Below are 16,245 nucleotides of genomic sequence, written 5' to 3'. Positions count from 1 at the left end.
GGAGCAGGAATGGACGCGATCAAAGCCGTCACCTTCGACTATTTCGGCACGCTGGTGGACGTCGATGCCGGCGGCACCGCTGGAATGACGGAGGTTCTGTCCAGGCTGGGGCGGGACGACCTGGACGCCGCAGCACTCTATCAAGACTGGGACATGCGCACCGTCCAGCTCTACCGCTCGTCCGCCTATCGCCGATACCGTGAGGTCGCCGCCGAAGCGCTGGCCGCCACACTGGCTGGAGCCGGGGCCGGAAGTGAGCGGCTGGACGCGGACCGGCTTGCGGTCCTGACCGACACGCTGCTGACCGGCCTCGTCGAACAGGCGCCGCCGCACCCGGAGGTGCCGGAGATCCTGGCTCTGCTGGCGGCCAGATACCCGCTGATGCCGATCACCAACATGGACAGCGACCTGTTCGCGCGCAGCCGGCTGGCCTCCTTCTTCCCCAGCGTCACGACCGCCGAGATGGCCCGGGCCTACAAGCCGTCGGAACGCATCTTCCGTCTGGCTCTGGAACGGCTGGCGCTGGCCCCCGGCGAGGTTCTGCACGCTTCGCTGGCCTCCTGGGCGGACATCGACGGGGCGAAGCCGCTGGGCATGCGCGTGGCCTGGATCAACCGGACGCAGGACAGGCTGGGACCATGGCAACCCCGGCCGGACCACGAGTTCGCCGATCTCACCGGATTGCGCGAGGTGCTGGCCTTCTGACATCGGGCGCGCCGCAGGGCGGGCCTTGCCGAGAAACGACCGCCGCATGCGGCCCGGCGGGCGGCTGCAACGACACGACAACATGCCGCGTCAACGAATGGGGAAGTTCCATGTCTCGATCAATGTTTCGATCTGGGTCTCGATCTGGGTCTCGATCCGGCACGTTCATCCGCAAGCTGTTCCGCGGCAACCTGCTTCGTATCGGCATCTCGCTTGCGGCGCTGGTGCCGGCGGCGGCGGCGGCCGACGTCAAGCTGGGCCTTGCCGGCCCGGTCACTGGGCAATACGCCTCCTTCATGGAGCAGATGCGGCGCGGCGCCGACCTCGCCGTCGCCGATCTCAACGCGGCCGGCGGCATCAACGGCGAGAAGGTCGTCCTGCAGGTGGCCGACGATGCCTGCGATCCCAAGCAGGCGGTGGCCGTCGCCAACCGTTTCGTCGCCGACGGCGTGCAGGCGGTGGTCGGGCATTTCTGCTCCAGCTCCACCATTCCGGCGTCCAGCGTCTATGCGGAAGCCGGGCTGGTGATCGTGACGCCGGCCTCGACCAACCCGACCATCACCGAGCGCGGCCTGACCAACATGTTCCGGGTGTGCGGGCGCGACGACCAGGCCGCCGGGGTGGCGGCAAAGCAGATCGTCGGCCGCGATCTCGGCCGGACCATCGCCATCGTCCACGACAAATCCACCTATGGCCAGGGCATCGCCGAAGGGGTGCGGGCGGAGTTGGCGCAGCAGGGCCGCAACGTCGTGCTGTTCGAAGGCATCACCCAGGGGGAGCGCGATTTCTCGTCGCTGGTCGCCCGGATGCGGGCCTTGAACGTCGATGTGGTCTTCTTCGGCGGGTATCACACCGAGGCCGGTCTGCTGGTGAGGCAGGCGTCCGAACAGGGACTCAAGACCCGGTTCGTTGCCGGCGACGGCTTGGCGACCACGGAGTTCGCCTCCATCGCCGGACCGGCCAGCGATGGGGTGATGTTCACCTTCTACCCGGATCCACGCGTCAACGCCGGCACCGCCGATCTGGTCCAGCGCTTTCGTTCCGCCGGGTTCGAGCCGGAGGGCTTCACCCTCTACACCTACGCCGCCGTAAAGGTGCTGGCCGATGCGGCCAAGGCGGCGAAGACGATGAAGGGCGACAAGCTGGCCGATGCGTTGCGTGCCGGCACCCATCGCACTGTGCTGGGCGACATCCGGTTCGACCGGAAGGGCGACCCGAACTCCGAGCCCTTCGTGCTCTATGCCTGGAACAACGGCACCTACGCTCCCCTGAAGTGATCCCGCCTGCCCTGACGTACCGAGCCGTGGCGCATCCCACCGTCCGTTCCGGCCTTACGCCGTCGAAGGAAGGAGGGCGGCGCTGCGGACCATGCCGGCCGTGATCGCCTCTGGTCCCTGGAGTCCGCGTCCTGCGGGTTGGCTCGGCATCGGCATGAAAATTGGAATGCTGCGGGACGTTGTTTGTTAGGATGGCTCCGGGACCATGAGGAGCCGCTTCCTTGAGCACAGGACTGATCGCACTGCTTGACGACGTGGTCGGCTTGACGAAGATCGCCGCCGCTTCGCTGGACGATGCCGCCGGGCAGGCTGCGAAGGCGGGAGCCAAAGCCGCCGGCGTGGTGGTCGACGACGCTGCCGTCACGCCACGCTACGTCGTGGGCTTCACGGCGGATCGTGAATTGCCGATCATCGGCAGGATCGCCGTCGGTTCCTTGAAGAACAAGCTGATCCTGTTGCTGCCGGCCGCCCTGGTCTTGAGCCTCGTGGCGCCCTGGGCCATCACGCCGCTGCTGATGCTGGGCGGCGCCTTCCTTTGCTACGAAGGGGCGGAGAAGGTCTTTGAAGCCATCTGGCCGCACGAGGCTCATGACGGCCATGGTGCGGAGGGCGTTGCCGGCGGGCAGTCTGCCCGGCAGTTCGAAGATTCCAAGGTGAACGGCGCGATCAAGACAGACCTGATCCTGTCCGCCGAGATCATGGCGATCACGCTGTCCGCCGTCGCTGCGGAGGTGTCCTCCTTCTGGATGCAGGCACTGATCCTCGCCATCGTCGGAACCGGCATCACGGTCGTGGTGTACGGCGCTGTGGCGCTGATCGTGAAGGCCGACGACGCCGGCATTGCCTTGGCGCAGAACGACCGGCCCGTTTCCAGCCTCTTCGGGCTGCGGCGGCTGGCCGCCGGTGCGCCTGGGGGGGCGGACCGGCTGCTGCGCCCACTGACGCAGGGGCTGGGCCGCGGTCTCGTCTATGGAATGCCGCTGTTTCTCAAGCTGCTTAGCCTCGTCGGCACCGCTGCGATGCTGTGGGTCGGTGGCGGCATCATCATCCACGGGCTGGAAGGCTATGGCCTGGAGGAACTCGGGCACGCGATCCATGACGCCGCCGTGGCGGTCGGCCATGCGCTTCCGGCGGGGGCGGCGGTGATAGAATGGCTGGTGGCCGCCGGAATCGCAGGCATTGTCGGGCTTCTTCTCGGCGCGCTGCTGATCCCGCTGGTCCACCGCGTCGCCATGCCGGCCTTTGCGATGCTGAAACGCTGACGCGGCTCCATGACGGGAACCGCGTCGCCCGGCCGTCATCGGCGTGCCGATTGGCGGTCCCAGCTGTCATGCACCGCCGCCGGCAGGCGGTGCTTCATGATGCGCTGGCTGGGAGTGCGCTCGAACTCCTCCACCACCGCGATGTAGCGGGGGTTCTGATAGGGAGCCAGCTGCCGGCCCAACCAGTCGGACAGCGACGGAATGTCCAGCGCGGCCCCCGCCTTGGGCTTCACGAACAGCTTGATGTCCTGTTCGCCGATCTCCGCCGCCACGCCGATGACGGCGCAATCCTCGACGGCGGGGTGGGTGGCGGCGATATGCTCGATCTCCCAGGCGGAGACGTTCTCCCCCTTGCAGCGCATGCTGTCGGTCATCCGTCCGTGGAACAGCAGGGTGCCGTCGGGCAGCAGGGAGCCGAGATCGCCGGTGTGCAGCGCACCCCCCCGCAAGGCCCGCGCCGTCGCCTCCGGGTTGCGGAAATAGCCGGTGAACAGGGCGCCGGGCACGCTGGTGCGGACCACGATCTCGCCGCGTTCGCCCTGGGGAACCGGGTTGCCGGTCTCGTCCAGCAACTGGACGGTGAACCAGGGCATCGGCCTCCCGACCGCACCGACGATGCCCTCGTCATTGCAGGTGGTGATGCTCGACGCCTCGGTCATTCCGTAGCATTCGCGGATCTGGACGCCGAACCGCTCTTCGAACGGCGTCCAGGTCTCCTTGGGGCAGCCGCCGCCCCAGGCGATGCGCACGGGGTGTTCGCGGTCCCGCGGTCCCGGCGGCTGCTTCAGCAGGATTTGCAGGATGCCGCCCAGGTGGTGGATGTGGGTGGCACCATAGTCGCGGACCTGATCCCAGAAGCGGCTGGCGCTGAAGCGGTCGACCATCGCCAGCGACACCGCGCGGATCAGCGGCAGCACGATCATCTGGGCGCCGCCGATGTGATAGAGCGGTTCCCAGACGAACAGGACGTCGCCGTCGCGGGCGGCGGACACGCGGGCCACGGCCTCGCCCGCCAGCCGCATCATGCGGTGGGTGACCAGCGCTCCCTTCGGCCGGCCGGTGGTGCCGGAGGTATACATGATGGCGAAGGGCTCGTCGGGGCCGGGAAGCGCGCCCTCGAACCGGGCGCCGCTGTCCAGCATCGGCTCCAGCCGCAGGGCGTCGGCAGGGGCATCGGCTCCAGCCCCGCTACCCGCCACGATCAGCGGCTTGCCGGACAAGTCGGCGCCGCACTCCGCGATCACCGGGACGAGGTCGGCGTCGGCCAGCACGGCGGCGGGGTCCGAATGGTCCAGGATGTAGCGCAGCCCGTCGCCGCGCTGCTGGGCGTTGATCGGGACCCAGACCAGCCCGGCCTTGGCGAGGCCGAACAGCGTGGACAGAACCGCCGGGCTGTTGCGCTGCATCAGAGCCACCCGGTCGCCGGGAACCAGCCCGATCCGCCGAAGCTCCGCCGCGACGCTGTCCGACTGGCGGTCGAGCGCATGGACGGACAGCGGATTGCCGTTGTAGCGGGCGAACAGGCGCTCGCCGTCGGTCCGCGCGGCCTGGATCAGCAGGCCGGCGAACCCGGTGTCGAAATCGGACATGATCGATGGATCTCTGAGAGGATGGCAGGGGTGGCGTCTTGATGGCGGCGTCTTGAGAGTGGCGTCTCAGCGGCCGGAGCGGCGCAGCCGTTCGGCGATCAGCAGAAGCGCCATGACGATGACGAAGACGACGACCGACACCGAGGCCAGCGTCGGGTTCAACTGCAGGATCATGTCGTCCCACATCTGCTTGGGCAGGGTGGTCTTGACCCCGCCGCTGACGAAGATCGCCACGGTCAGCTCGTCGAAGGAGGTGATGAAGGCGAACAGGAAGGCCGCCACCAGACCGCCGCGGGTCAGCGGAACCGTGACCCGCATCAGCGTCTGCACCCGGTTGGCGCCGAGCGTCGCCGCTGCCTGGTCCAGGCGCCAGTCGTGGCCCTTCACCACGGCGGCGATGGCGACGAAGGCGAAGGGCAGTGCCAGCACCGTGTGGCCGATGATCAGGCCGAGGTCGGTGGCGACCAGCCCGATCTGGGCGAACAGGTAGAACAGCCCGACGGCGATGACGATGCGCGGAACGATCATCGGCGCCAGGAACAGGGCGAAGATGGCCCCGCGCCAGCGCGAGGTGGAGCGGGCGAGCGCCAGGGCGGCCAGTCCCGCCACCAGGGTCGCCAATATGGCGGTGGCGAAGGCGACGCCGAAGGATCGCAGCGTGGCGCCCAGCCACAGGTCCGATCCGAAATAGACCTCGAACCATTTCAGGCTGTAGCCCGGCGGCGGGAAGTCGAGGAAGGGCGAGCTGGTGAAGGCGATCGGCACCACCACGACGGCCGGCGCTACCAGGAAGACCAGCACCAGCGTCGAATAGATCGCCGGCAGCCGGTCGCGGCCCCGCTCGCCCAGCACCGGCGCCGTCACCCGCGCCACCGCGGCGGTGAGCGCCGCCAGGGCCGACAGGATGCGCTGGCCGGCCTTGCGCATGCCGCCGCCGCCCGACTTGCGCCGGGATCCCTCGCCCGACAGTGTGGACAGCCCGAAGACGCGGTCGTAGACCCAGCAGGTGACGAGTGCGGACACCAGCATGAAGGTCGCCAGCGCACCGGCGAAGGCCCAGTTCAGCATCTCCTGGATCTGGGTGATGATCAGCTGCGCCAGCATGGTCTGCTGCGGTCCGCCCAACAGGGCCGGGACGATGAAGAAGCCCAGCGACGAGATGAAGGTCAGCAGCCCCGCCGCCGCGACGCCCGGCAGCGACAGCTGGAAATAGACCAGCCAGAAGGCATGGCCCGGCGCCGCCCCCAGCGTTTCGGCCGCCTGCACCAGCCTGCGGTCGATGCCGGTCATCACCGGCAGCATGGTCAGCACCGCCAGCGGCAGCATCGCGTGCACCATGCCGACCATCACGCCGAATTCATTGTGCAGCATCTCCGGCGCCGGCAGGCCGCCGGCCGACAGGATGCCGTTGATGACCCCGTTCCGCCCCAGGATCACCATCCAGGCGAAGGTCTTCACCAGATAGCTGGTCCAGAACGGGATCATCACCGCCAGCACCATCGCGCCGCGCCTGCGCTCCGGCAATTGCGCCAGCCAGTAGGCCAGCGGATAGCCCAGCAGAAGCGAGAACAGCGCCGTCAGCCCGGCGATGCGGAAAGTGCCCATCAGGACGCGGAAATAGACGCCGGTGTCGACGATGCGGGCGTAATGGTCCCCCGTCCAGGCGCCGGTGTCGGCATCCTGGACGCTGAGCCCGAGCAGCCGCAGGACCGGATAGATGAAGAAGACCGCAAGAAAGGCGATGCCGGGCGCCGCCAGCCAGAGCGGACCGAAGCGCAGACGCTGCCTCAAGCCGCCCTCGGCGGAGCCGTGCAGGATGGCGGCGCTCATGACACCAGCACCCCGGCGTCGCTGCGCCAGCGCACGGCGACGCGGTCGCCCAGCGGTGGCGGAGACATGCCGCGCCGCAGCCGCACGGTGATGGTGGACTGGTCGCCCAGCGCCACCAGGACGCGGGTTTCCGACCCGGCATAGACGGTGTCGACCACCTGGCCCGACACCTCGTTGTCGCCCTCGCCGTCGAGGTCGAGCTGCTCGGGGCGGACGATCAGCGACGCCTCGCCCCGGCCCGAGGCGGCGGTGGCGGCCGACAGGCGGAAGCGCCCTCCGCCGGTCACCAGGATGGGGGCACCACCCTCGTCCTGCTGGATGCGGCCGCGGAAGATGTTCGACACGCCGATGAAATCGGCGGCGAAGGCGGTCTTCGGGCGGGTGTAGATGTCGTGGGGGGAGCCGATCTGCTCGATGCGCGCATGGTTCATCAGGCAGATGCGGTCCGACATGGCCAGCGCTTCTTCCTGGTCATGGGTGACGTAGATGATGGTGGCGCCGGTCTCGCGGTGCAGCCGCTTGATCTCGTACTGCATCTGCTCGCGCAGTTTCTTGTCCAGCGCTCCCAGCGGCTCGTCCATCAGGATGACGGAGGGCTGGTAGACGAAGCAGCGTGCCAGCGCGACGCGCTGCTGCTGCCCGCCCGACAATTCCTTGGGGAAACGGTCGCCGAGATGGCCGAGATGGACCATGTCGAGCGCATCGCGCACCCGGCGGTCGAGGTCGGATGCCGCGACCCCCCTCATGCGCAGGGGGAAGCCGATGTTCTCCGCCACCGTCAGATGCGGGAACAGGGCGTAATGCTGGAACACCAGTCCGATGTCGCGCTTGTGGACGGGGGTGCGGGTTTCGTCGCGGCCGTCGATCAGGATGCGCCCGCCGTTCGGCTCCACCAGCCCGCAGATCATCTGCAGAAGCGTGGTCTTGCCCGAGCCGGAGGGACCCAGCAGGGTCAGGAACTCGCCCGCCGGGACCTCCAGGCGGGTGGGTTGCAGGGCGACGACGGAGCCGTAGCTCTTGGTGAGGCCATCGACCAGCAGTTTGCAGGCGGGAGGGGCCGTTCCGTGGGAGGGGGACATGGCGGCGGGTCTCCTGTGATGGTCGTCAGCCGAGGATCCAGGCGTTGAAGCGCTCGCTCATCTTGGACCGGTTGGCACCCCACCAGTCCTCGCGGGCGATGGTCATCCGCTTCAGATTCTCGGGGAAGGTGGGCAGCGCCTGCGCGCGTTCCTTCGGGATGGTGTCGTAGGCCTTCAGGTTGGTCGGGCCGTAGGACAGCGCTTCGGTGAAGATCGCCTGGCGTTGGGGATCGGCGCAGAACTTGATGAATTTGCGGGCGGCGTCCGCGCGCGGGTTGCCGCGCGGGATGCCCCAGCCCTCGATTGAATATAGGCCTTGGTTCCACGAGATCTTCACCGGTGCGCCGCCGTCGATGGCGGCCTGGGCGCGGGCGTTCCACAGGGCGATCATGTCCACCTCGCCGCTCTGGATCAGCTGGGTGGACTGGGCACCGCCGGTCCACCATGCAGCGATGTGCGGGCGGATGCGCTCCAGGCTCTTGTAGGCGCGCTCGACATCCAGCGGGTAGAGCTGGTCGAGCAGCACGCCGTCCGCCAGCAGGGCCTGTTCCAGCGTGTCGATGGGGTTCTTGCGCAGCGAACGGCGGCCGGGAAACTTCTCGACATTCCAGAAATCCGCCCAGCTCTGCGGCGGGTTGGACGGGAACTTGTCGGTGCGGTAGGCGAGGATCGTCGAATAGACGTCCGTTCCCATCCACTGGCCGGTCAGCGCCTCCGGCATCAGCCCCGGAGCCTCGGCGGCCGTGAAATCCAGGGGTTCCAACAGGTTCTGGCGGGCCAGGATGTCGCGGGCCGACAGGGTCAGGGTGCAGACGTCCCAGCTGTAGGACTTCGTTTCGACGATCGCCTTGAACTGGGCGGTCGGTTCGGCCTCGCGGGCGACATTGACGACCTTGATGCCGGTCGCCTTCTCGAACGGATCGTAGAACGCCTTGCGGAAGGCCGGGCTGTAGGGTCCGCCCGGATCGGCCACGGTGATCTGGGTGGTCTGTGCCGCCGCCGGGCGGCTCATGCCGGCCGATAGGGCGACCGGCAGAGCGGCGCCCAGCGCGGTGCCCGCCGCCCCCGTCACTGCGGTGGCAAGCAGGCTGCGGCGGTTGATGGTGAAATCGTCGGTCTTGCCCATGGTCCTAATCCCTGTTCGCTGGCCGGGTCTTGTGGTCGCCCGGTTGATGGAGGAAGCTTCGAAGGGGGGCGGGGACGGCCGCAGGCCGCCCCGCTCCGCCCCGGTCCGGTTTCGGGCGGATGCCCCGTCAGGCCGCCGTCTTGCGCGCGGCGCGCTTTGCCAGGAACTCCTCCATCATCCGCGCCGGTTCGCCCGAGGCGTAGGCTTCGCGCTGGATGCGCACGCCGGCGGCCAGACAGTCGCGGAATCCCGCTTCGGTCATCTCGCGGAAGCGCTGCTTGTCGAGGCGCATGGCGACCGGCGGCTTCGCGGCCAGTTCACCGGCGAGCTCCAGCGCTTCGGCCATCACGCGCTCCTGCGGGACGATGCGGTTGATCAGGCCGATGGCGTGGCATTCCTGCGCGTCCATCAGCCGGCCGGTCAGGGTCAGGTCGATGGTGCGGGCCAACCCGATCATCTCCCTCATGATCCAGGGGCCGGTGGTGCTGGCGATGCCGGAATTGATCTCCGGCTGGCCCATGCGGACGCCGGGATGGCCGACGCGCAGGTCGCCCAGAAGCGCGACCTGGAAGGCGGAACCGGCCGCCACGCCGTTCAGCGCCACCACCAGCGGCTTCGACAGGGTACGCATGCGGTGATAGAGCCGCTCCCACTCTGCCACCCATTCCTCGGCGCGTTCGGCATCGAAGCTCTTGGTTTCGTTGAGATCCTGCCCCGCACCGAAGGCGCGGTCGCCGGCTCCGGTCAGGATGATGGCGCGGACGGCGCCGTCGGCCTCCAGCCGGTCGAAGGCGACGACCAGCGCGTCGCGCATCGCCTTGTTCCAGGCATTCAGCACCTCGGGACGGTTCAGCGTGATGACGCCGACCGGGCCGCGGGTCTCGGTGAGGATGAAGTCGGTCACGGATGCGCTCCTGTCGAACGGCAGGGCAGTCCGGAGCCGGCGCAACTCTGCGCCCACGGCCGGAATGCCCCGCGGGAGAGGGGGTCGAAGGCGGGATCACCGCGCGTCGTATTGAATAGCAATACTTTGTATTGATTAGCTTGGCTTGCTTTCGGTACGCTGTCAACGGTATCTCTCACCGCGCACTTTCAGGACCGACCGACATGGCACCGCGCCGATCCACCACCTCTTCACCCAAGGCCGCCGGCAAGGCGAATGGCGGGACTGCCGAAAGCGCTTCCGCGACCGGCTCCCCGGCCGGAGATGCGCAGGTCGAAAACGACGGCCAGGAGGGCCGGGCCGCCGATCCCTTGATGGTGATGTCGGTGGACAAGGCGTTTCGCGTGCTGCACGCCTTCGATTACAGCCGCCCATCCATGAGCCTGACCCAGGTCGCCGCCACCGTCGGCATGGACAAGAGCGCCGCGCAGCGCTTCACCTACACGTTGGAGAAGCTGGGCTATCTGCGGAAGGATCCGGTCACCAAGCGGTTCGAGCTGACCGTCCGCACGCTGGATCTCGCGCATCACTATCTTCGCAGCAACGCGATGCTGGAACGCGCGATGCCGTACCTGATGCATCTCAGCAAGACGACCGAGGAGACGATCAACCTGACCGTCATGGACGGGCCGGAGATCGTCTTCGTGTCGCGCTTCATGAGCCGGCACGTCCTGAACACCGACGTCATCGTCGGCACGCGGATGCCGGCCTACTGCACCGCCCCGGGCATCGCCATCCTGTCGCGCTTGCCGACGGCGGATGCGGCTGCCCTGATCGACCGGATGGATCTGAAGCCCTACACCCCGCACACCACCTGGCAGAGGGAGGATCTGCTCGCGAAGATCGCGAAATCGGCGGTCCGCGGCTATGCCACCGCGTTCGAGGAATTCTATCACGGCGACCTTTCGGTCGCGGCGGCCATCACCGGGCCGGGGGGAGTGCCGGTGGGAGCGCTGAACATCGCCGTCTCCCGCGCACGCTTCACTCCGGAGGAGATGGAGGAACGGTTCGCTCCGCTGGTGGTGGCGGCGGCGGGGTCGGTCTCGCAACGCTGACGGACCGCCCGACGGGCCATCCATCGGGGCGATCCTGCTGCAAACAAGTTCCGGAATTCGGCGCGCTAATCGGAGTGGAGGCCGTCACTCCGCTTGGCATGTGCCGAGGTCCTCGCCATTTCGGCCAACAGCTTGGCCGTCGCAACGGCGAGTTGGTTTTGCGTGTATGGCTTGGCGAGCCGCGGCAGGTCGGCGACGACGCCTTCCGGCAGATCTGCGTATCCCGTCGCCAGCAGAACCGGAAGGTCCGGGTCCATGGCGCGGGCCGCCCGGGCAAGCTCGACGCCGGTCATGCCCGGCATCGCATAGTCCGTCAGCATCAGGTCGACCGCCTGGCCGCTGCGCAGAAGCTCCAGCGCCTCGGTGCCCGAACTCGCTTCGAGGACCGTGTGCCCAAGGTCGGCCAGCATATCGACGGTGCTCATGGCGATCAGCGCGTCATCGTCGACCACGAGGACCACGGCGGGAGACACGTCGACCACCGGCGGCGCCGGCAACTCGGCCGCCTGGGCAGGAGTGGTGGCCTTCGGCAACCACAGATCCACGACCGTCCCCTGGCCCGGAACGCTCGACAGCCGGAACGCGCCGCCGGACTGCACCGCCAGACCGTGGACCATCGACAGCCCCAGCCCGGTGCCCTTGCCGATCCCCTTGGTCGAGAAGAAGGGCTCCACCGCCCGCGCAAGCGTTTCCCCATCCATTCCCGTACCGGTGTCCCGCACGCTGATATGAGGGTAGGAACCGGGCGGCAACCCCGAAGCCACGGAAACCGGCGCCTCGTCCACGGTCACGGTGAGCGTGCCGCCATCGGGCATCGCATCGCGGGCATTGACGGCGAGATTCAGGATCGCGAGTTCGAGCTGGTTGGGATCGATCAGGGCCGGCACCGACGCCGGCGGAGCGTCGATGCGAATGACGACGCGCGGGCCGACAGACCGCTCCAACAGCGTTTTCATGCCGTCCAGCAGCCCGGCAAGGTCCACCGCCTGCGGCTGCAGATCCTGGCGACGGGCGAAAGCCAGAAGCCTTTGGGTCAGCGTCGCTCCGCGTTGGGCTCCCTGCATGGCGCCGTCGAAAAGGCGCTCCGTCGTCGGATCGGCGGGAAGGCGTTTGCGCAGCAATTCCAGATTGCCGAGCACCGCCATCAACAGGTTGTTGAAGTCGTGCGCGACGCCGCCGGTAAGCTGGCCGAGCGTCTCCAGCTTCTGCGTCTGGCGCAATTGCTCTTCGGCGCGTTCGCGGTCGCGGATCTCGTCGCGTAGCTGGTCGAGCGTCGCCGCCAGTTCCCGGGTGCGTTCCTGCACCTTGGTCTCAAGCGTCGCGGTAAGGCGCTGCAGAGCCTCCTGCGCCGCCTTCTGGTCGCTGATGTCGACGATGACGGCGAGCGCACCGGCTGTCTTGCCGGTGGAGTCCTGAACTGGCATGCCGCTGACACGGGTCCAGACCGGCTGACCGCCGGCAGGATGATAGATGAACTCGATGCCGCTGACGGTCTCGCCGCGCAGGGCACACGCTCCGGGATAGCGATCACGGGACAGACGGCGGCCCTGCTCATCGTAGCCGATCCAGGCCTCCTTGCCATCCGGTCGCTGCGACGGAATGACGGAGTCCGGGAGGAAGCGGCGGAATGCGGGATTGGACAGGATGGTCTGGCCGTTCAGGCCCATCAGGTTGACCCCCACCGGCAGGTGTTCCACCAGCGTTTCGAAGCGCGCCCTTTCGTCGGCGAGGTCCGCCAGCAGACGTTCGCGCTCTACGAGCCTCGCCCTCGCCTCATATTGCCGGCGTCGGCCGCGCAGGCAGGTCCGTACGACGCTGACCAGGGTGGTCGGGTGGAAGGGGCGTTCCACAAAGGTGACGTTGCCCAGCAGCTCGGTCAGCCGTGCCGCCTCGGGCGTGCGTTCGACACCGACGCCTCGCAAGGTGAGCAGTATGACGGGAAGGTCCGACCAGGGCGGCTGGGCGCCGATCCAGCCGGCAAGACCCTGGAGATCGGCGGTCCGCACCGCCTCCTCCGCAAGGATGAGCAGTCCGGCCCCGTCCTCCAGCGCCGTGCACAGTGCCGGCAGGTCGGGACAGGCGTGCGCGGCGATCCCGACCTCGCCCAGCAAGGCGGAAGCGACGGCGGCATCCCGTCCATGCGGCGCCAGGATCAGCGCACGCTCCATGATGGCGGATTCGCTCAAGCCGGATCGTCCTGCATCAGAGGTCCGCCTTGGCCGATATAGATCGGCACGCCCCGCAGCACCCCCTGGAACTCGTCCAGAGGCGGTCCCACGGCGATGCCCTTGTCGTTGATGCGGTACTCGCGGATCGTGTCCTCGTGCGGACCGGCGCGCTTCTTGATCACCGAGATCGCCCGCCGGACACGGCCCAACGCCTCGAAGTAGCGCAGCAGAACGACGGTATCGGCCAGATAGGTGACGTCGACCGGGGACTGCATGTCGCCGATCAGGCCATGCTGCGCGATGGTGAGGAAGGTCGTCACGCCCTGGCGGTTCAGGTACAGAAGCAATTCGTGAAGATGCAGGACCAGAAGCTGCTCTTCCGGCATCGCCGCCTGATAGCCGTTGAGGCTGTCGATCACCACGGTGCGGATCTGGTGGTCGTCGACGCAGGCACGGACCCGGTGGGTGAACTCGCCGGGCGACAGTTCCGCCGCATCCACCTGCTCGATGATCAGGCTGCCGCGGTCGCGCATGGCTTCGAGGTCGAAGCCCATCGCCCTGGTCCGGGCGAACAGCAGGCCAAGCTCCTCGTCGAAGACGAACAGCGCCGCCCGCTCTCCCCGCGCGACGGCGGCCACCGTGAACTGAAGCGCCAGCAGCGACTTTCCTGTTCCGGCGGGGCCGATGATCAGGGCGCTCGACCCGCGCTCCATGCCGCCGCCCAGCAGCGTGTCGAGTTCGGCAATGCCGCTGGCCAGCCGCTCCCCGGCGAAGCCGGTCCGATGCTCGGCGGCGATCAGCCGGGGGAACACCTTGAAACCGCCGGTGGAGATGGTGCAATCGTGGTAGCCGCCGCGATAGGCCTGCCCACGGTATTTCAGCACCCGCAAGCGCCGCCGCTCCGCGCCGTAGGCCGGCGTCACCATCTCCAGACGGATCACGCCATGGGCGATGCTGTGGACCGTCTTGTCCATGGTGTCGGTGGTCAGGTCGTCCAGCAGCAGCACGGTGGCGCCATGCCGGGCGAAATAATGCTTGAGGGCGAGGATCTGGCGCCGGTACCGCAACGAACTCTGGGCCAGCAGCCGGATCTCCGACAGGCTGTCGAGGACGATCCGCATCGGCTTGCACCGCCCGATCGCGTCGAACATCAGCTTGGTCGTCTCGCCGAGTTCGAGATCGGAGGAGTAGAGCAGGCTCTGCTGGTGCGCCTCGTCGAGCAGGCTCTCCGGCGGGACCAGTTCGAACACCGTGATCGCCTCGCCGAGCGTCCAGCCATGTTCGGCTGCGGCGTCGCGAAGCTCCCCCTCGGTTTCCGACAGGGTGATGTAGAGTCCGGTTTCACCGGCCGCGGCGCCGTCCAGCAGGAACTGCAGGGCAATGGTGGTCTTGCCGGTACCGGGGCTGCCCTCGAGCAGGAAGACGCGGTCGCGGGCGAGACCGCCGGCGAGGATGTCGTCGAGGCCGGCAACGCCGGTTCGCGCCTTGCGCGGCAGTTCAGTGGGTGCGGGCATGGCGGGCCAGGATATCCGTCTTGAGGGTGTCGGGCAGCGCATGCACCGGAATGCGGTCCAAGGTATCGGCAAGGGCGCGCTGCGCATGCCAAAGATCATGCGCCAGTTGAAGGTCGAGCCAGAAATGGGCGGATATGCCGCAGAGCCGGGCCAGCCGGGCAGCCATCTCGGGCGTGACGGCGGCGGTGCCGGCAAGCACGCGGTGGAGCGTCTGGCGCGCAATCGCCAGTTCATGGGCGGCCTGGGTCACCGTCAGCCGAAGTTCGGGCAACACGCGGTTGCGCAAAACGGCACCGGGATGGGGCGGAGGATCAGTGGACGGAGGCAGTTCTGCAGACATCGATCCTGACCGGAACATACGGTCGCCCAGATGTAACGCATCGCGCGACAGAGCGCAGCCTGCGCTATCTTCATCGACCCTTCGGCATAGAGGTGGCGAAAACACGGTGCCAACCTGTGTTCACCATGCTTTTTTTCTAAGACCTCTGGAATTTGTTTACAGCTGGGGCTTGGCCGCTTCCTTGCTGTTGCTTCTCGACCCTTGGGCTCGCCGGTCGCTATGGTCGTGGTCCGGCCGTGCCGGGGCCGCCTCCTCTTCGCCAGCGTCTGGAATCGTGAATGCAAGCCCGCCAACTGGAAGTCTTCTGCATGCTGATGCGCTGTGGAACGGTGACCGGGGCGGCGGCGATGCTGAACATTTCGCAGCCGGCCTTGAGCCAGATCCTGCTGCATGCCGAAGATCAGTTGGGGTTCAAGCTGTTCGACCGGGTGGCCGCGCGCAGGGGCGGCCGTTTACGCCACCCGCATCCGGTCGGCGTCGAGGTTCAGCGGGTCGAGCCAGGTCGGGTCCAGCTTCGGCACCGACGAGAAGAGCAGCTTCGAATAGGGGTGCTGCGGCTGGTGCCGGGCGGAGGGAATGATGGTCTCCACCGTTTGTCCGCGGTACATCACGATGATCTCGTCGCACAGGATCAGCTTCGGTTCGGCGGTCAGCGCGCGGGCGAAATTCACCCGCTGCTTCTGGCCGCCCGACAGTTCTGCTGTCCGGCGCCGCCTCCGGTCTCAACGGCGCGGCGTGGGTGGCCCGGCAGGCGGGGGAGCCGCGCATCCTGACGCTCGACATCGGCGGCACCTCGGCCGATTTCGCCCTGATCATCGACGGTCAGGCCCAGTTCGGCACCGGCGAGATGATCGGCGAGTTTCCGCTGCACATCCCCTCGGTGTCGGTCAGCTCCATCGGCGGCGGGTCGGTCGCCAGCGTCGACGGGCAGGGCGATCCGTTCACGCGCGAGGCATGGCGGGTGGCCCGGGACGTGGCACGCGGCTATGTCTCCGTCGAGGCGGCGGAGCGGGAGTATGGCGTGGTCATCCGCGACGGCGCGCTCGACACTGAGGCCACCGACCGGCTGCGCGTGGACCGGCCGGCACCCACCGGGCATTTCCATTTCGGACCCGAACGCGAGGGGTACGAGCGGCAATGGACCCAGGACGCCTATGATTTCCTGACGCGGACTCTGGACGGCCTGCCGATCCACTGGCGCTTCTTCGCCAAGACGGAGATCTTCAGCCGCATGGCCGGCCGCTCCGGTGCCGATGGGGTGGAGGCCGCGCTGGAAGAGGTCTATGCCCGGTTCCCCGAGATGCCCCGCTCCAAGGCCATGGTCCGGGAGGCGGCGGAATGAGCGGGGCGGCCGGCT

General features: G+C 67.9%; 14 protein-coding genes and 1 pseudogene. 6 read left to right on the top strand and 9 right to left on the bottom strand.

Features of this window, described 5'->3' with window-relative positions; genetic code table 11:
• The first annotated feature begins 9 nt into the window (after positions 1 to 9).
• The 3 genes from J2Y49_RS19840 (at position 10) to J2Y49_RS19830 (ending at position 3,244) form a co-directional block, all read left to right on the top strand.
• Entirely contained in the window at positions 10 to 705 is a 696-nt protein-coding gene (locus J2Y49_RS19840; protein WP_310116626.1) for an HAD family hydrolase, read from the top strand.
• Positions 706 to 815: 110 nt separating this feature from the next.
• Positions 816 to 1,982: a branched-chain amino acid ABC transporter substrate-binding protein gene (locus J2Y49_RS19835; RefSeq protein WP_310116625.1), complete on the top strand. Its 1,167-nt coding sequence runs from the start codon at positions 816 to 818 to the stop codon at positions 1,980 to 1,982.
• A 221-nt stretch (positions 1,983 to 2,203) separates the two neighbouring features.
• Positions 2,204 to 3,244 (top strand): DUF808 domain-containing protein, encoded by a 1,041-nt coding sequence (locus J2Y49_RS19830; RefSeq protein ID WP_310116624.1) that lies wholly within the window; start codon positions 2,204 to 2,206, stop codon positions 3,242 to 3,244.
• 35 nt (positions 3,245 to 3,279) lie between these two features.
• On the opposite strand, the gene J2Y49_RS19825 is transcribed toward J2Y49_RS19830, so the two are convergent.
• The 5 genes from J2Y49_RS19825 to J2Y49_RS19805 all read right to left on the bottom strand — a co-directional run bounded on the left by J2Y49_RS19825 (position 3,280) and on the right by J2Y49_RS19805 (position 9,772).
• Positions 3,280 to 4,833 carry an AMP-binding protein gene (locus J2Y49_RS19825; protein ID WP_310116623.1) on the bottom strand — a complete coding sequence of 518 codons (1,554 nt, stop codon included), beginning with the start codon at positions 4,831 to 4,833 and terminating at the stop codon, positions 3,280 to 3,282.
• Between the two features lie 66 nt (positions 4,834 to 4,899).
• Positions 4,900 to 6,663 (bottom strand): ABC transporter permease subunit, encoded by a 1,764-nt coding sequence (locus J2Y49_RS19820; RefSeq protein ID WP_310116621.1) that lies wholly within the window; start codon positions 6,661 to 6,663, stop codon positions 4,900 to 4,902.
• The gene (locus tag J2Y49_RS19815; RefSeq protein ID WP_310116620.1) at positions 6,660 to 7,742 is read right to left on the bottom strand and encodes an ABC transporter ATP-binding protein; all 1,083 of its coding nucleotides are present in this window, start codon (positions 7,740 to 7,742) and stop codon (positions 6,660 to 6,662) included. The genes J2Y49_RS19820 and J2Y49_RS19815 overlap by 4 nt, the downstream gene beginning before the upstream one ends.
• Before the next feature lie 25 nt (positions 7,743 to 7,767).
• Positions 7,768 to 8,868, bottom strand: coding sequence for an ABC transporter substrate-binding protein (locus tag J2Y49_RS19810; protein ID WP_310116619.1), 1,101 nt, complete (start codon positions 8,866 to 8,868; stop codon positions 7,768 to 7,770).
• Positions 8,869 to 8,995: 127 nt separating this feature from the next.
• A complete protein-coding gene (locus tag J2Y49_RS19805) occupies positions 8,996 to 9,772 on the bottom strand; it encodes an enoyl-CoA hydratase/isomerase family protein (protein ID WP_310116618.1) in 777 nt (258 codons plus the stop codon).
• Between the two features lie 203 nt (positions 9,773 to 9,975).
• Between J2Y49_RS19805 and J2Y49_RS19800 the strand changes: the two genes are divergently transcribed.
• A complete protein-coding gene (locus J2Y49_RS19800) occupies positions 9,976 to 10,866 on the top strand; it encodes an IclR family transcriptional regulator C-terminal domain-containing protein (RefSeq protein ID WP_310116616.1) in 891 nt (296 codons plus the stop codon).
• A gap of 65 nt (positions 10,867 to 10,931) precedes the next feature.
• Here the strand turns inward: J2Y49_RS19800 and J2Y49_RS19795 are convergent, their stop codons facing one another.
• The 3 genes from J2Y49_RS19795 to J2Y49_RS19785 are packed head-to-tail and all read right to left on the bottom strand — an operon-like array spanning position 10,932 to position 14,888.
• Positions 10,932 to 13,052, bottom strand: a complete 2,121-nt coding sequence (locus tag J2Y49_RS19795; protein ID WP_310116615.1) for an ATP-binding protein — start codon at positions 13,050 to 13,052, stop codon at positions 10,932 to 10,934.
• Positions 13,049 to 14,548, bottom strand: a complete 1,500-nt coding sequence (locus J2Y49_RS19790) for an ATPase domain-containing protein (protein ID WP_310116613.1) — start codon at positions 14,546 to 14,548, stop codon at positions 13,049 to 13,051. Before J2Y49_RS19790 ends, J2Y49_RS19795 begins: the two co-directional genes overlap by 4 nt.
• Positions 14,532 to 14,888 (bottom strand): HigA family addiction module antitoxin, encoded by a 357-nt coding sequence (locus tag J2Y49_RS19785; RefSeq protein WP_310116611.1) that lies wholly within the window; start codon positions 14,886 to 14,888, stop codon positions 14,532 to 14,534. Before J2Y49_RS19785 ends, J2Y49_RS19790 begins: the two co-directional genes overlap by 17 nt.
• 278 nt (positions 14,889 to 15,166) lie before the next feature.
• Here J2Y49_RS19785 and J2Y49_RS19780 point away from each other — a divergent pair.
• Positions 15,167 to 15,307 (top strand): annotated as a pseudogene (locus tag J2Y49_RS19780) (LysR family transcriptional regulator); the annotation flags it as partial.
• Between the two features lie 33 nt (positions 15,308 to 15,340).
• Here the strand turns inward: J2Y49_RS19780 and J2Y49_RS19775 are convergent.
• On the bottom strand, positions 15,341 to 15,559 hold the full coding sequence (locus J2Y49_RS19775; RefSeq protein ID WP_310116609.1) for a hypothetical protein: 219 nt from the start codon (positions 15,557 to 15,559) through the stop codon (positions 15,341 to 15,343).
• Between the two features lie 68 nt (positions 15,560 to 15,627).
• Between J2Y49_RS19775 and J2Y49_RS19770 the strand changes: the two genes are divergently transcribed.
• Entirely contained in the window at positions 15,628 to 16,230 is a 603-nt protein-coding gene (locus J2Y49_RS19770; RefSeq protein ID WP_310116608.1) for a hydantoinase/oxoprolinase family protein, read from the top strand.
• Positions 16,231 to 16,245 lie beyond the last annotated feature (15 nt).

Origin of the sequence: Azospirillum sp. BE72, from assembly GCF_031455875.1 — a bacterium.
GTDB lineage: Bacteria > Pseudomonadota > Alphaproteobacteria > Azospirillales > Azospirillaceae > Azospirillum.
Note: the sequence above shows the minus strand (reverse complement) of the source record. Positions and strands in the feature narration are given on the sequence as shown.

Coding starts and splice junctions, on each gene's coding strand:
- J2Y49_RS19840 (WP_310116626.1), top strand. CDS start 10: ATGGACGCGATCAAAGCCGTCACCTTCGACTATTTCGGCACGCTGGTG.
- J2Y49_RS19835 (WP_310116625.1), top strand. CDS start 816: ATGTCTCGATCAATGTTTCGATCTGGGTCTCGATCTGGGTCTCGATCC.
- J2Y49_RS19825 (WP_310116623.1), bottom strand. CDS start 4,833: ATGTCCGATTTCGACACCGGGTTCGCCGGCCTGCTGATCCAGGCCGCG.
- J2Y49_RS19820 (WP_310116621.1), bottom strand. CDS start 6,663: ATGAGCGCCGCCATCCTGCACGGCTCCGCCGAGGGCGGCTTGAGGCAG.
- J2Y49_RS19815 (WP_310116620.1), bottom strand. CDS start 7,742: ATGTCCCCCTCCCACGGAACGGCCCCTCCCGCCTGCAAACTGCTGGTC.
- J2Y49_RS19810 (WP_310116619.1), bottom strand. CDS start 8,868: ATGGGCAAGACCGACGATTTCACCATCAACCGCCGCAGCCTGCTTGCC.
- J2Y49_RS19800 (WP_310116616.1), top strand. CDS start 9,976: ATGGCACCGCGCCGATCCACCACCTCTTCACCCAAGGCCGCCGGCAAG.
- J2Y49_RS19790 (WP_310116613.1), bottom strand. CDS start 14,548: ATGCCCGCACCCACTGAACTGCCGCGCAAGGCGCGAACCGGCGTTGCC.
- J2Y49_RS19785 (WP_310116611.1), bottom strand. CDS start 14,888: ATGTCTGCAGAACTGCCTCCGTCCACTGATCCTCCGCCCCATCCCGGT.